Here is a 14,741-nt window from a genome sequence, read left to right on the forward strand (position 1 = left end):
GTCGCGCTGATGGTGGTGCTGGACACGCTGACTCCCGCCGAACGGCTCGCGTTCGTCCTGCACGACGTCTTCGCCGTGCCATTCGCCGAAATCGGCCCCATCATCGACCGCTCCCCGGCGGCGGCCCGGCAACTGGCCAGCCGAGCCCGGCGCCGGGTGCAAGGAACGGCCGAAGCCTCCGATGCCGCGCAATCGGCCAAGCGGGACATCGTCGAGGCATTCCTCGCCGCGGCCCGAGGCGGAGACTTCACAGCCCTGGTCGAGCTGCTCGATCCGGAAGCCGTGGCCATAGAGATCCGCGGCGCCGAAGCGGTGGCGGCCTTCTTCGCCGGACGGGCTCAGGCAGCCCGGCTGGCGCTGGTCGACGGCGTCCCTGCGGCCGTCTGGTTGCACCGCGGCCAGCCGAAGGCCGTCATCACCTTCACCATCCACGACGAGAAGATCACCCATATCGCCATCGACACCGACCCCGACCGGCTCCACGACCACGACATCGTCCTTCTCGGCACCGGCAACACGGAGCGGCGATGAGCCGGCCTTCCCAACCGGCTCATCGCAGGGCAGGCATGGATCTCAAGCTGGCCTCCTGCACCCTCACCGTCCACGACGTTGACGAGGCACTCGGCTTCTACCGGGACGTGCTCGGCTTCGCCGTACGCGACGACGTCGAGTTCGAGGGAATGCGGTGGGCGAGCGTCGGCCCGCCCTCGCAGCCGGGCATGCAGATCTTGCTCCAGCCGCCCGGCGCGGACCCGGGGGTCTGGCCTGTCGATCGGCAGGCCATCGAGGATCTGGTCGCTAAGGGCCTGCTGAGCCGTCTGATCTTCCAGACCGACAACTGCGACGCCACCTTCGAGTACCTGGAGGCCGCGGACGCCGAAGTGATGCAGGAACCGATCACCCGGCCTGACGGCGTCCGCGACTGCGCCTTCCTCGATCCCTCCGGCAACATGCTGCGATTCACCCAGCCGCGGCAGATGGTCCAGCCACTCGGGTCGCGGCAGGCACACGCCGCGACAGACCACCCGGCGACCTGAACGCGGCCGCGGACACGAGCCGCCTGTGGTCGGCACCCTCACCCGAGCGAGAGTTCGCGACGGCCGGGCGCGTCCAGCGCGGGGTCCCGGTAGTAGGGGCTTGAGCAGCAACCGAACGGCCAGTCACGATAAGGAGCCCGGTGGGCACCTCTTATCGTGACTGGCCGTTCTGATGCGGGTGGCTGGGGGCGGGGTCAGGCGATGAGGTTGTGACGAGCGTCCTTCGTGATCGCCACGCTGCACCGGAAACCCCGCCTTGTGCGAGTCCTTCCTGTGTGGGTGTGCCCTTCACGGTGCTCGCGGCGACATCTGTCATGCGGGTTCGGTGCGGCCCCTCCGCCCCGGCGGGCGGAGGGGCCGTGACCTGCCGGGAACCGATCTATCCGAGCACCGGGTAGTTCGCGCGGAACACGTTGTGCGGGTCACGGGCCCGCTTGATCTCCTGCAGCCGCGCGAGCGCGCTGCCGGAGAAGGACTTCGCCGCCGTGTCACCGGGGGACAGCACGGTGTACGGCTTGCGGCCGCTGATGTAGGCCTCCAGGTCGGCCACGACCTCGGCCTGCTTGGCGCGCGTCGCGTCGGCCGCGTGCGGCAGGCCGAGACCCAGCAGGCCGAGCAGGTACGGCTCAACCACCGCGCCGCTCGCACCGGCCCCGCCGCCCGGCTCGGCGAGCGCCCCGCCCAGGTGCCTGATCTGCACGTTGATGAGCGGTTCGACCGGCTTGGCCAGCAGGAGCTCCACCGCGTCCGCGTCCAGGCCGGTGAGCAGCTCCGCACGAGCGATGGACGAGGCCGGGTTGGTGGGCTCGGCGGCGATGTCACCCAGGTCGGCAACCGGGACGACGCCGCGGCTGTCGGAGATCGCGTCCTCGATCTTGTCGATGCGCGCCAGCAGGTCCTGCCCATGGGCCGCCTCACCCAGGTAGGCCAGATCCAGCGTCACCATCGGCGGCGCGCCGGGTGGCTGGAGCCGGTTGATCCAGACACTGAGTTCACGCGGCGCCTCGGCGGTGATCTCCAGGAACGCGTCGTACACCTCCCTGGTCCGGTGCTCCGGCCAGATCACGCGCCCGCCGTACACGACTGGCGCGGGATACAGCTCGAGTTCGAGGGCGGTCACCACCGCGAAGTCCCCGCCACCGCCGCGCAGCGCCCAGAACAGGTCGGGATCGGACTCGGCGGTCACCCGGCAGGGCTCGCCATCGGCGTCCACGATGTCGACAGCCCGCACGCTGTCGGAGGCGAAGCCGTACTTGCGGCTGAACCAGCCGACCCCACCGCCCAGGGTGTAACCCGTCACGCTGACCCCGGGCGCGCTGCCGGACAGGCCAGTCAGACCCAGCGGACCGGCCGCCGCCAGCACCTGCCCCCACTTCACGCCCGCGCCCACCCGGACCACGCGCTCCTGCGCGCGTACCTCCACCTCGTTCAGCAGGCCGGTACGCAACAGGATCAGGCCTTCCACATCACCCGAGGCGCCATGCCCGCTCGGCTGCGCGGTCACCGTCATACCCGCCCGCCGCGCGTAACGCACGAGCGCCGCCACGTCATCGACATCCGCGGCCTCCACCACGGCCGCCACGGGCTGTCTGACGGTCAGATTCCATGCGGTGGCCGCCTGTTCAAAGCCGTCGTCACCGGCCAGGAGCACGCGCCCCTTGAGGACACCGCGCAGATCGTTGATCGTCATCGTCGTCTCCTTTTCGAGTTCTCAGAAAGTGCGAAGGAATATTGTGCTGCGCCCCGACCGCGTGTCCTGGTCCAGCTCGACCGGCTGCTGGACGGCGGACGCTTGGAAGAGCTCCGGTCGCCCGGACCGCGTGGTTCACGCGATGAGCAGAGCGCGCTGATCGTCAGCATCACCACGGCGGTGGCGCCGTGGAGGCCCTAAACGGCCGCCTTGGGGCCGCCGAGGTGGCGTCAGGCGGGCTGCAGGGCGGGCGTCAGCGGAGTGACGACGACCTTGCGGGTCTCGCGCAACATCAGCAGGCCGTTGACCACCATCAGCGTCGCGGTCAAGCCGTGGACGCCGAGCGCGGTGGGCACGGAGCCGTGGTGGGCCAGCACGGTGGTCATGTCGCCGTAGGCGGCGAGCGCCTCCACCAGCAGCGCCCAACCCAGCGCCCGGCGGTGGCCCGTCACCAGCAGGATGCCCAGGACCAGGGCCAAGACGACGTCGCGGATTCCCTTGATGATCAGGAAGCCGCCGCCGTCGCCGGACGGCCAGCTCGGCAGGCCGAAGCCCGGCGCCACCGTCTCCGGCCTCAGGATGAACTCCGCCCCGAACCAGAGGATGAAGAGGATGAAGGCGGCGGCCAAGACGGTGTTGATCTTCTTCAGTGACATTGTTCTTCTCCTGGCAAGTCTTTGTGAGCTTGGTGGGCTTGGGAGTCGTGGGGTCTGGTCAGGCGGCGCGGACGCGGCTGATGTGGCGGGCGTAGCGAGGGCGGCCGATGATGTGCCAGATGCCGCGTACCGGAGCGGGAAGGGCGGACAGGAGCGTGGCGCGCTCGGCCGGGTTCGCGTCCTCCAGGACCAGGCCGAAGAGGGTGAGCAGGGTGAACTTGGGCGTGTTGGCCACCAGGTGATCGCCCAGGGAGGCCCATTCCTTCTCGGTGATGTGCTCGGCCGCGAGCGGAAGGAGAGTGGCCTCCTCGTCGTCGAGGTGCTCGAGAAGCACGGCCCGGTGGTCGGCGAGGGCGGCCACGAGCGTGTCGCGCTCGTCCGCCCCTGCGGCGGCCTCCCACGCAGGGACCGCGGCGTCCAGCCTGGTCAGCGTGGCCGCGACGCGCTCGTGCTGTGCCTCCATGCGCAGCACGATGTCGGCCTCCAGATCGACCCGGGACAGCAGCGGCGGCCACAGCAGCTCGTCCTCGCCCTCGTGATGGTTCTTCAGTCCCAGCCGGTAGTCGCGGAAGTGGTCGGCGATCACCTTGGCGCGAGCGGTGTCACCCGGGGCGACCGCCGCGACGAGCTCCATCAGCAGCCGTGACTCGCGGCGGAAGGCCCGGTGGACGATCTCCATGTCCTGGGTGTTGACGCTCATCTGTTCCTGCCCTTCATCGGTTGCGACGTGTTCAGACTGCTCCCGGGTGTTTGGAGGGGATTTGGAGTCGACTTGGAGCCGTCCGCGTAGGATGTGCGGGTCATGGTCTTGATCGGGGTGCTGGGCGCGTTCACGGCCGAGGTGAACGGTGAGTCCGTGCACCTCGGCGGGCCGCGGCAGCGGGGCGTGCTGGCGTTGCTGGTGGCGGCGCGTGGGCAGGTCGTGCCGGTCGACCGGATGATCGAGGATCTGTGGCGCGGGGAGCCGCCCGCGCGGGCGCTGATGTCCTTGCAGGCGTATGTGTCCAACCTGCGCCGGCTGCTGGAGCCCGGCCGCCCGCCGCGCACGCCGGCCCGGCTGCTGGTGAGCGCGCCGCCCGGCTATGCGCTGCGGCTGCCGCCGGAGTCGGTGGACGCGTGGCGGTTCGAGGACCTGCTCGACCAGGCCCGTACGGTCACCGACCCGCGCGTCGCCCAGGCTCGGCTCGCCGAGGCGTTGGGGCTGTGGCAGGGGCCGGCGTTCGCCGAGGTCGCCGACGAGCCGTGGGCCGCCGCCGAGACGGCCCGGCTGAACGAGCTGCGCCTGGTCGCCACCGAGCTGCACGTCGCGGCGGGTCTGCGAATCGGCGACCCCGCCGCGGTGGTTCCCGAGGCCGAGCGGCTCACCCGCGACGAGCCCCTCCGCGAGGAGGGCTGGCGGCTGCACGCCCTGGCACTGTGGAGCAGCGGCCGCCAAGCCGACGCGCTGGCGACGCTCCGCCGCGCCCGCGGCATCTTCGCCGAGGAGCTCGGGCTCGACCCTGGCCCGGCCCTGACGGCGTTGGAGGAGGCGATCCTCAACCAGCGCACGGACGTCATGCGCGCGTCCGTGCCCCCGCCACCGCCGACCGCACCGCCGACCGCACCGCTGCCGCGGCCGGCTCCGATCATCGAGGCGCCGTTCGTCGGACGCGAGGCACAGCTGTCGGCACTGGTCACGGCCGCCGCCGAGGCCGCGGCCGACGGCGCCCGCATCGCCCTTGTCACCGGCGAGGCCGGGCTCGGCAAGTCGACGCTGCTGAAACACCTGGGCAGGCGGCTCGAACGTGACGGGTGGCTGGTCGCCGTCGGCCGCTGCCCCGAGGTCGACAGCGCGCCGCCCGCGTGGGCCTGGACGGAGGCGCTGAGAGCCGTTGCCGCGGCCACGTCCCCTGGCGAGTTCGCCGGCGACCTCGCGCCGCTGCTCACCGACACCGGGCAGGCGGACGACGACGCCACCGCGGGACGGTTCCGGCTGCGTCAGGCCGTGTGGAAGTGGCTGGCGGCGGTCGCCGCGCAACGCCCGGTCGCCGTCGTGCTGGACGACCTGCACTGGGCGGACGCCACCACGCTGGAGCTGCTCGGCGGCGGCCTCGGCATGCGGGCCCCGATCCTGGTCGTCGCCGCGTACCGCGCGGACGAGAGCGGGCACCTCACCGAAACCCTGGCCTCCCTCGCGCGCGCCACGCCCCTCCGCCTGGCGCTGCCGGGGCTGGACGACGAGGCCGTCGCGGAGCTCGTACGGACCGAGTGCGAGGCCGACGAGGAGACCATCGCAGGGATCGCCGAGCGCACCGGCGGCAACCCGTTCTACGTGCGCGAAAGCGCCCGGCTGCTGAACGGAGAGGGCGCGCTGGTCGCCCTCTCCGAGGTCCCCGAGGGCGTACGGGACGTCCTCCGCCGTCGGCTCGCGCGGCTGCCCGAAGGCGGCGTGTCCATCCTCCGGCTGGCCGCGGTCGCAGGCCGGGAAAGCTCAGTGGACGTCCTCGTCAAGGCCGCCGACACCGACGAGGACGGCGTGATGGACGCGCTGGACGCGGGCGTCATCGCCGGGCTCCTCGACGAGCCCGGCCCAGGCCTCATCCGCTTCGTCCACGCCCTCGTCAGGGACACGCTCGTCGCCGACCTCAGCCGCCTCCGCACAGCCCGCATGCACGCCCGGATCGCCGCCGCTCTTGAAGGCACCGACGACATCGCGGCGCTGGCCCACCACTACGCGCGCGCCGGCTCACCGAAGGCCGTCGGCTACTGCGTCCAGGCCGCCGAGCTTGCCGAGGCCCGCTACGCCCACGACGTGGCGGCCGACCTCCTCACCGACGCCGTCGCCAACTCGACCGGGCCGGACGAACGGGTCGAACTGCTCGGCAGGCTGCTGCGCGCGCAGATCCGGGCGGGAGCCGTCGGAGCCGCCCGCGAGACACGCCGTGAAGCCGTGGAGTACGCGGAGTCCCTGGGCCGCGACGACCTGATGATCGCCGCATTCACCGCGTGGACAGAGCCGACCCCCTGGCAGGCCCGTACGTACGGCACAGTAGACCGGCCCATCGTCGACCGCCTGAGCCGCCTGTTGAAGCGCGACCTGACCCCTTCGGTGCGGTCCCGGCTCCTGACGGCGTACGCGGACGAACTGGTCGGCGAGGACGACCCGACCGTTCTGGAGGCAGCGCAGGAGGCACTCGACCTCGCCACCGGACCCCGGCTGCGGGCCGCGGCGCTTCAGATCCTGGCCCGAGTCCACGGCGACGCCGAGCTCTGCCGGGAGCTCGTGGAGATCGGCACCGAGCACGACCTGCCGGTCTACCGCGTCACCGGGCTGCTCAACCATGCCAACGTCGCCGCCGCCGCCAACGACCCGGTGACCATGCACCAGGTGATCACCGAGGCCCTGGAGCTCGCGCGCACCTACCGAATGCGCGAGGCGATCGCCGTCACCGAGATCACGCTGGCGAGCCTGGCGCTCATCGAAGGCCGATTCGCCGACGCCGAACTCCTCTACATCAAGGCCGACGAGGGCATGCGGCGCGCCGGATCGGTGCACGCCACGGGCTTTCTCCACCTCGCCCTGGCCATGATCTGGCTGAACGACGGCACGCTCGGTGCGCACCTGGACGACGTGCGCGCCCTCCATGCCACGCTCGGCTCCATGACCTCCGACCTGCTCGCGCTCGCCCTCCACGCCAACGGCCTGGACGCCGAAGCCCGCGAGGTCCGCGCGTCACCCGGCCCGATCCGCCGCGACTTCTTCTTCACCTTCCTCACAACGTTGCGCGCGATGGCCATCGTCGCCTTGAACGACCGCGACGCCGCCGAGGAGATCTACGCGACGCTGCTTCCCCACCGCAACGGCCCCCCGGCGGGCGCCACGAGCCTGTCGGTGGCGCTGCGCCCGGTCGCCCACACCCTCGGCGAACTGGCTGTCCTCCTCGGCCGCACCGACGAGGCCGCCACCCACTTCGCCCAGGCCGCCACCATCGCCGACCAATGGAACGCACCCCACTGGGCCGCCGAGGCCCGGTTGCGAACGACCACCCAGCCTCTGCCCACGGCGCCTCCCGCACCGCCAGCACCTCATCATCGTCAGGGTCGGGCTCAACGCGATAGCCGAGCTTGAACAGGGCGCCTGAGTATCGGGCGAGTTCCTGCGCGGACACCTCGGCGTCGTCGGCGCGGGCGACCTGGAACGGCTTTCCGTCGCCCCCCTCGACGACGAACCCACCGTGGTGGTCGCTGAACTCGGCCTGTCGGTAAGGCTGGCCCCACCAGCCGCCATCTGCGGCGTTCCTGAGGTGGGCAGAGGTGGGCTCGGTAAAGGCGGGCTGTTGGCCGACTATCTGAGGAAACCTCGTCGATAGCCCTCGCCGACGGCCGCGGCGCGGTCGCGGACGCCGAGTTTGTCGTAGATGTGCAGCAGGTGGGTCTTGATGCCGGCCTCGCTGATGAAGAGTTCGGCGGCCGCCTGGCCATTGGAGGCGCCGTCAGCGACGAGGGCGAGAACGTGGAGTTCGCGGTCGGTAAGGGCAGCCTTGACCGGTCTGCGTACCTGGCCCATCAGGCGGCCGGCGACGGAGGGGGACAGGACCGGCTCGCCGGCGGCGGCGGCGCGGACGGCGCGCAGGAGTTCGTCGGTAGGGGCGTCTTTGAGGAGGTAGCCGGTGGCGCCGGCTTCGATGGCGAGCAGGACGAGGGTCTTGATGTGGGGATGGGAGTGGCGCAGGGCGGTGATGGCGGTGACGCCGTCCATTTCGGGCATGCGCAATCCATGATGACGATGTCGACGTTGAGTGCGGCGGCGCGGTCGATGCCTTCGCGGCCGTCGGCGGCTTCGCCTGCGACGTGGATATCGGTTTCGGTTTCGAAGGCGGCGCGCAGGCCGTCGCGGACGATGGGGTGGTCGTCGACGAGGAGGAGGCGGATCACCGGGGGTTTCCCTGGAGCGCCGGGATGGTGGCGCTGACGGCGGTGCCCTCGCCGGGCGTGCTCTCGATTTCGAGGGAGCCGCCGACGCCGCGTAGGCGTTGTCTCATGCTGCTGAGGCCGAATCCTTCGCCGTTGGGGTTGTGGATGCCGGTGCCGTTGTCGCGGATGTCGAGCAGGACGATGGCGCCGGTGTAGGAGAGGGTGAGGCCGGCGCGGGTGGCGCCCGCGTGTTTGGCGACGTTGGCGAGGGCTTCCTGGGCGACGCGGAAGAGGGTTACCTCGATGGCTGGGCTGAGGGGGACGCGGTCGCCGGTCACTTCGACGTGGAGGTCGACGCCGGTGCTCTGGATCCAGTTGCGGGCCAGGGTGGTCATGGCTTCGGGAAGATGGGCGTCCTCAAGCTGGTGGGGCTGTAGGGCTGCGACGGAGCGACGGGCTTCGGTGAGGCTGTCCTGGGCGAGGTTGAGCGCGAGTTCGACGTGGGTGTCGGAGTCCTCGACGCGCTGGGCGGCGCGTAGCTGGGTGATGATGCCGGTGAGGCCTTGGGCGAGGGTGTCGTGGATCTCGCGTGCCATGCGCTGGCGTTCGTCGAGGATGCCGGCCTGGTGGGCTTGGGTGAGGAGCTGGGCGTGGAGGTCGGCGTTCTCCTCCAGGGCGGTCTGGAGGTCGTTGACTGCTTTGCGGTATTTGCGCTGCCGGTCCTCGATCTTGATGCCTGCGATGGAGCCGCCGCCGATGGCGACGGTCTGCACGGCGATGATCGCCAGGTAGAAGACGATGAGTTGGGTGGTGGCCTGGGTCCAGTCGAGCGACGAGCCGTACAGGACGAAGGAGGTGGCGGCGACGGCGGCGAAGGTCCACCTGGAAGGGGCGAAGTTGGCGGCGAGGAAGAAGCCGGAGATGCAGTAGATGATGAAGCTTGGGTGGTGGGAGGCCAGCAGCGCGGCGGTGGCCAGGACGCCGGCGAAGTGAACGGTGACGGCGACCCGGCGTCCGCGCACGGCGGCGGGGAGGAGGGTGTGGGCGCCGAGACACCAGGCGAGGGCCAGGGCCGTGAGCGCGAGAGTACGGGCAATCCCGCCTTCGGGCTGGTCGGGTGAGGCCAGGCTGATGACCAGGGAAGCGACGAGGGTGATGTAGGGAACGATCTCGACGGCGCGCTCGAAGCGTCGCTCCCAGGCCGAAAGCGGGAAGGGGTCGTTCACCGGGGGCGCCCTCCTCTCGGGTGCGGATGAGTTTCAGCTGGTGGCGGCCGAAGAGGACGAGCCTAGGCGCATGGGGATCAGGATGGCGTAGCCGTACATGAGCAGCCCCAGGGCGATCATGAAGATGATGGTGGGCCATTGCCAGACCGGCGGGAGATGAAGGGCGAGGAACCATCCGCGGTCCTCGATGCCGACGATCTTCATGACCATGGGCACGAGTCCTTGGGGGAACAGGGGAAGCCAGGCGATGAGGTAGCTGATCGTGACGCCGATGCGGTGCTGGATGGGCAGGTCCGCGGTGGTGGGCTTGTCGGCCTGGGGTGCCGGGCCGTGCTTCATGAGGTTGAGCAGATCGATCCCATGGTTCTCGAGTCTGCGGTGGGCGATCCGGCCGAGACCCCAGGCGCTGAGGGCGCCGGTCAGCACACCGGTGGCGATGCCGGCCCAGGGGTGAAGGAGGATGGCGCCGGCCGTGGGCAGGGCGGTGGCGGGGACCGCGATGAGCACGAGCCAGGCGACGCTGGTTTCGGCGGTTTCGTCGGCACCGGTGCTGAGCGGGTTGCCACCGCGCTTGTGGGGGTCGGTGCCGGGAACGAGCGAGGTGACGCCGAGCAGGACGATGAGCCCGGCGGCGCCGCCGAGGAGCGCGGGCAGCAGGCCGAGTACCCAGGGCCAGGCCCAGGCCTGGCCACTGACGAGGGTGCCAGCCAGGGACAGCACCACTGCGGCTGGGCCGACGACGACGAGCCAGGCCAGTTGGCGTCCGCGGACGTCGGCGCGTTCCGCGCCGGGGGTCATGAGGGTGAGCCACAGGGCAGTCCCGTCGGCGCCGTAGAGGTTGGCCGAGGACGCGGCGGCCATCACGATCGCGATGAGTCCCGCGAAGGGGACCATGATCCAGGAGTCGATGGTGACGAGGAGGAGGGGGGTGACGATGGCGTAGGAGAGGGCGAGGGCGAGGAGCTGGATGCGGACGAGGTCGCGCCACCAGGCGCGCAGTTCCTTGACGGCGGTGATGCGGGCGCCGCTGGCGGCGGGGAAGGGGCGGGGAGCGCCGCGGCGGGTTGGCATACCGCCGCGAGCGGCCGAGACGACGCGCCGCGACAGCAGGACGGCCCAGGCGGCCAGGAGGAGGGCGATCACGCCGGCGCCGGCGACGAGGATGGCGAGGGCGAGGGGCCAGGGGGCTTCGATGGCGGCCACGCCCCAGCCGGAGGGCAGCGCCCGGACGAGGACCTGGGACCAGGCGGCGGTGTCGGTGCCGCCCAGAGCTACGAAGGGCGCCCAGCCATTGCTGCACAGGGCGATGGCGGTGCCGATCGCGATGCCGACGGCGGCCGCGGTGGCGCGGGAACGGACGAACAGCCCGATGAGCGCCACGATGACGCGGGAGACCATCACCATGGTGATGAGCGTGGTGACGGCTGCTCCCAGGCCGATGAGCACTCCGGCCGGGCCGAAGCGCCAGCCGTACACGGGCAGGGACAGCAGGGCAATGAGATTGACCGCAGGTGCGGGGCCCGCGAAAGCTCCAGCGAGCAGTGCCGCCGCGATCCGGCCTGGCGTGGCCGGGAGCATGGAGAAGTATTCGGGGCGCAGGGCCTCGCTGCCGCCCCCGAAGAGGATGGGGCCGAAGATCCAGCCGGAGAACCACACGGCCAGGGTGTGGGGCAGGTAGGCGGGCCACAGCACGGCGACGGCGATCGTTCCGAAGGCCAGGAGCACCCCGAGCGAGACGCCGGTGTAGAGGTTGGCGGCGTCATCACCGCGCAGAGAGTTGCGCATGAGAGCCAGCCGCATGCGGATCATGTGCTGCGCCAGGGCGGTCGGGCCGGGGGTCAGGAGGTGAGCCATGCCAGCCCCTCCGTTCCTCCGGCGCGGGCGCCGACGAGATCGACGAAGGCGTCCTCCAGGGTTCCGGCGCCGCGTACATCGGCCAGCGTCCCGGCGGCCACGACGCGGCCGTCGGAGATGACGCCCACGTGGTCGCAGAGCTGCTCGACGAGGGCCATGACGTGGCTGGAGATGATCACGGAGCCGCCGTTGGCTGCGAACCTGCGCAGGATGGTCCTGATCGTGGCCGCGGAGACGGGGTCGACGGCCTCGAAGGGCTCGTCCAGGACGAGCAGACGGGGCGCGTGCAGGAGGGCGACGGCCAGCCCGATCTTCTTGCGCATGCCGGTGGAGTATTCGATGACCAGGCTCCGCTCCGCGGAGTCCAGTTCGAGGATCTGGAGGAGTTCGTCGGTGCGCTCGGCGACGACGGCGGGCGGCAGGCCGCGCAGCAGGCCGAGGTAGGTGAGGACCTCGCGGCCGGTGAGCCGTTCCGGCATGGCGTTGCCGTCGGGCAGCACGCCGATCAGTCCCTTGGCCTGAACGGTGTCGCGCCAGACGTCGACGCCGAAGATCTCGGCGCTGCCGGCGTCGGGGCGGAGCAGGCCGACGGCCATGGCCAGGGTGGTGGTCTTGCCGGCACCGTTGGGGCCGACCAGACCGTAGAAGGATCCGGCGGGGACGGTGAGGTGGATGTCGTCGACGGCCAGGTGGTCGCCGAAGGCTTTGCGGAGTCCGATGGTGCGCAGAGCGGGCTCCCGGTGTGTTGGCATGCCTTGAGAATCTCGCGGGGGCAGGGGGTGGCGGATCGTCCGGCCGGAGAGCGGGATGGTGGATTCCGGCATCAACCGATCGGTTGATGCCGGAAGGGGCGACCCGCCCACCGCAACCGAAGTGCCGACTTGCCATATCCCGGTCGTCCGCACCGGCTCAGGCTGGACCGCCGCCGTGCCGAGCCCGCGCACGCCCGGGTTCGTCTCACTTCGCGCGGCGGCGACAGCGGGCGCCGCACTGACGCAGACGATCACCCGGGGCCTACGCCGTGGGCTGATCCCTCTGGCCTCTGGTACGGCTGAGCGAGCAGCCGTACCAGAGCGCCGGCAACCTTGTCCGAAGGTGAAGCCGATGCGGGCGGGTGGGCGCGCGGGCAAGCCCTGCGCGCTCAGCCGGAGGGGACGACGCCCGGCTGCTGATCCTGAACGGCACCCCGATCGCGGGCGCACGACGACCAGGTGCTGCCTGTCGCTGTCAGGTGGTGAATGCGTGCAGGCCGGCGGTGCTCAGGGTCTGCTCCGCGCCGAACTCCTCGAAGGTGCTGACATGGCGGAAGCCGAGACGGGCGGCGAGCTTGAGGGAACGCAGATGGGCTGTCTGGGTCACGACCACGACCGGCTGATCGGGTAGTTCCTCGGCGGCGGCGCGCAACACGGTCGTCGCGGCCTCGAACGCGAGTCCCGCGCCCCACGCGCTGCGCCGCAGCACATAGGACAGTTCCAGCTCCTCGCCATCCTCGATGACGTGGCCGGGCCGGTCGGCCGACCGGCGCTCGAGGGCCAGTGTTCCGACGAGCCGGTTGGTCGTGATGTCCGCGATGACGAAACTTCCGGGATGGGATGTCAGGCCGGCGGCGCCGACGGCATCGATGTACCACTCGACGTCGCCGCGGGGCTTCGGACCGCCCAGATATGCCCTGACCTCGGGATCGGTGGCTAGCTCAATGAATCCTTCGCGGTCGATCTCCTGCGCCTTGCGCAGCAGGAGCCGATCCGAGGCGAGTTCCGTCGCGGACAGCGTGAGCGAATGGATCATGGTGACCATCCTGGCGGTGAACCTCCTTGGCGTTCAAGCGGACCATCCGCCACCGTTGGCTCCATCGCGCCGGACCCCGCCGTGACCGGAGCCACCACCGCCCGCGTTGAGCGCGGGTTCCCGCGCCGATGACGAGCACGGCGGCGGAGCCGTCATCGGCCTTCCTGGGCGCGGATGGCCGCGGCCGGGCAGAGCGCCACGGCGTCGCGGACGGCGTCGTGCAGGTCGGGGTGGGGTGTGGGATCGCGAAGCATGACGACGCCGTCCTGCTCGCGCTGGTCGAAGACGTCCGGCGCGGACAGGACGCACTGACCGGCGGCCACGCAGCGGTCCTGGTCGGTGATCACTCTCATGCCTGCTCCCAGGTGACGGGAAGCCGCCGCACCCCGTAGGCCAGGGACGCCTCGCGCATGGAGATCTCAGCCGCTGGCACGGCCAGGCGCAGTGCGGGAAACCGCTCGAACAGCATGCGATAGCCGATGCGCATCTCGATCCTCGCCAGCTGCTGACCGAGACACTGGTGCACGCCGTGGCCGAAGGCCAGGTGGTGCCGGGCTCCCTCACGTCCGAGCCGCAGGACGTCGGGGTCGGCGAACCGCGCCGGATCACGATTGACCGCGGGCAGCCCGATGATCACGGTCTCGCCCGCGCGGATGAGCTGCCCGTCCAGCTCGACGTCCGCCAAGGCGGCACGACTGGGCGAGCCCCGGTGAATGATGGTCAGGTAACGTAGCAGCTCCTCGACCGCGCTGTCGGTCAGTGAGGTGTCGGCGCGGTAGGCGTCGAGTTGCCCGGGGTGGCGCAGGAGGGCGAAGACGCCGAGGGCGAGCATGTTCGCGGTGGTCTCGTGCCCGGCGATCAGCAGCGCCAACCCGATGGTGGTCAGCTCCTCGTCGGTCAGGTCACTGTCGGTGATCAACCCGCCCAGCAGGTCGTCGGTGGGGCTCGAACGCTTGTGCCGCACCAGGTCGGCGAAGTAGTCGGTGAGCCGTCCCGCGGCGACCGTGGCCTGTTCCACGGAGGCCTCCAGATCGACGGCCACGGCGGTCTGCTCCTGGAAGAAGGCGTGATCCTCGTAGGGAACGCCGAGCAGCTCGCAGATCACCAGCGAGGGGATCGGCAGAGCGAACGCCTGCACGAGATCGACGGGCGGCCCGGCCTTGGCCATGGCGTCCAGGTGGTCGGCGGTGATCTGGACGATCCGAGGCTCGAGGCGCCTCATCCGCTGAACGGTGAACTGCCCGGTCAGCAGGCGACGGAACCGCCTGTGATCCGGATCGTCCATGACGACGAACATGCCGGGCGCCGGCTTGTCACCGCTCCCGGCCAGGACGTTGCGCCGCGGAAGCGGCGAGTGCTTGAGATCCATCCGGACGCTGAAGCGTGGATCGGCCAGGACCCTGCGTGCGGCGTCGTAGCCGGTGACCAGCCAGCCGACGTGGCCGTCCGGAAAGGCCAGCCGGGTGAGGGGCTGGGAGTCACGCAGCCGCGTCAGCTCTTCGGGCGGGTCGAACGGGCAGGCGGGGTCGCGCCGGGTGGGCAGGGTCACCGGGGTTCCGAGATTCTGATCGGTCACTGACGCAGCTCCGTTCCGGAA

12 protein-coding genes and 1 pseudogene are annotated in these 14,741 nt (G+C 70.9%); 3 read left to right on the forward strand and 10 right to left on the reverse strand.

Annotated features, from left to right (window positions below):
• Positions 1-9: 9 nt before the first annotated feature.
• Together FHR33_RS52400 and FHR33_RS03365 are read left to right on the forward strand one after the other, a co-directional pair.
• A complete protein-coding gene (locus FHR33_RS52400) occupies positions 10-531 on the forward strand; it encodes a sigma factor-like helix-turn-helix DNA-binding protein (RefSeq protein ID WP_312895342.1) in 522 nt (173 codons plus the stop codon).
• 35 nt (positions 532-566) lie between these two features.
• Positions 567-1,037: a VOC family protein gene (locus FHR33_RS03365; RefSeq protein WP_183643345.1), complete on the forward strand. Its 471-nt coding sequence runs from the start codon at positions 567-569 to the stop codon at positions 1,035-1,037.
• A gap of 379 nt (positions 1,038-1,416) precedes the next feature.
• On the opposite strand, the gene FHR33_RS03370 is transcribed toward FHR33_RS03365, so the two are convergent.
• The 3 genes from FHR33_RS03370 to FHR33_RS03380 form a co-directional block, all read right to left on the reverse strand.
• Entirely contained in the window at positions 1,417-2,727 is a 1,311-nt protein-coding gene (locus FHR33_RS03370) for an FAD-binding oxidoreductase (RefSeq protein WP_183643348.1), read from the reverse strand.
• A gap of 230 nt (positions 2,728-2,957) precedes the next feature.
• Complete coding sequence (locus tag FHR33_RS03375; RefSeq protein WP_183643351.1) at positions 2,958-3,383, reverse strand: DUF4267 domain-containing protein; 426 nt, start codon at positions 3,381-3,383, stop codon at positions 2,958-2,960.
• A gap of 58 nt (positions 3,384-3,441) precedes the next feature.
• The gene (locus tag FHR33_RS03380; RefSeq protein ID WP_183643354.1) at positions 3,442-4,083 is read right to left on the reverse strand and encodes a hemerythrin domain-containing protein; all 642 of its coding nucleotides are present in this window, start codon (positions 4,081-4,083) and stop codon (positions 3,442-3,444) included.
• A gap of 102 nt (positions 4,084-4,185) precedes the next feature.
• Between FHR33_RS03380 and FHR33_RS03385 the strand changes: the two genes are divergently transcribed.
• Positions 4,186-7,491, forward strand: coding sequence for an ATP-binding protein (locus FHR33_RS03385; protein ID WP_246451635.1), 3,306 nt, complete (start codon positions 4,186-4,188; stop codon positions 7,489-7,491).
• A gap of 216 nt (positions 7,492-7,707) precedes the next feature.
• Here the strand turns inward: FHR33_RS03385 and FHR33_RS03390 are convergent.
• The 7 genes and pseudogenes from FHR33_RS03390 to FHR33_RS03420 all read right to left on the reverse strand — a co-directional run bounded on the left by FHR33_RS03390 (position 7,708) and on the right by FHR33_RS03420 (position 14,720).
• Positions 7,708-8,297, reverse strand: a pseudogene (locus FHR33_RS03390) (response regulator transcription factor).
• Complete coding sequence (locus tag FHR33_RS52405) at positions 8,294-9,502, reverse strand: sensor histidine kinase (protein ID WP_183643356.1); 1,209 nt, start codon at positions 9,500-9,502, stop codon at positions 8,294-8,296. The pseudogene FHR33_RS03390 and the gene FHR33_RS52405 overlap by 4 nt, the downstream one beginning before the upstream one ends.
• 33 nt (positions 9,503-9,535) lie before the next feature.
• Positions 9,536-11,356: a hypothetical protein gene (locus FHR33_RS03400; RefSeq protein WP_183643359.1), complete on the reverse strand. Its 1,821-nt coding sequence runs from the start codon at positions 11,354-11,356 to the stop codon at positions 9,536-9,538.
• Entirely contained in the window at positions 11,341-12,108 is a 768-nt protein-coding gene (locus FHR33_RS03405) for an ABC transporter ATP-binding protein (RefSeq protein ID WP_183643362.1), read from the reverse strand. Before FHR33_RS03405 ends, FHR33_RS03400 begins: the two co-directional genes overlap by 16 nt.
• 475 nt (positions 12,109-12,583) lie before the next feature.
• Positions 12,584-13,153: a GNAT family N-acetyltransferase gene (locus tag FHR33_RS03410; RefSeq protein ID WP_183643365.1), complete on the reverse strand. Its 570-nt coding sequence runs from the start codon at positions 13,151-13,153 to the stop codon at positions 12,584-12,586.
• Between the two features lie 143 nt (positions 13,154-13,296).
• Positions 13,297-13,497: a ferredoxin gene (locus FHR33_RS03415; RefSeq protein WP_183643368.1), complete on the reverse strand. Its 201-nt coding sequence runs from the start codon at positions 13,495-13,497 to the stop codon at positions 13,297-13,299.
• Complete coding sequence (locus tag FHR33_RS03420) at positions 13,494-14,720, reverse strand: cytochrome P450 (RefSeq protein WP_183643371.1); 1,227 nt, start codon at positions 14,718-14,720, stop codon at positions 13,494-13,496. Before FHR33_RS03420 ends, FHR33_RS03415 begins: the two co-directional genes overlap by 4 nt.
• Between the last annotated feature and the right edge of the window lie 21 nt (positions 14,721-14,741).

The sequence above is a fragment of the Nonomuraea dietziae genome, from assembly GCF_014195505.1.
Taxonomy (GTDB): domain Bacteria; phylum Actinomycetota; class Actinomycetes; order Streptosporangiales; family Streptosporangiaceae; genus Nonomuraea; species Nonomuraea roseola.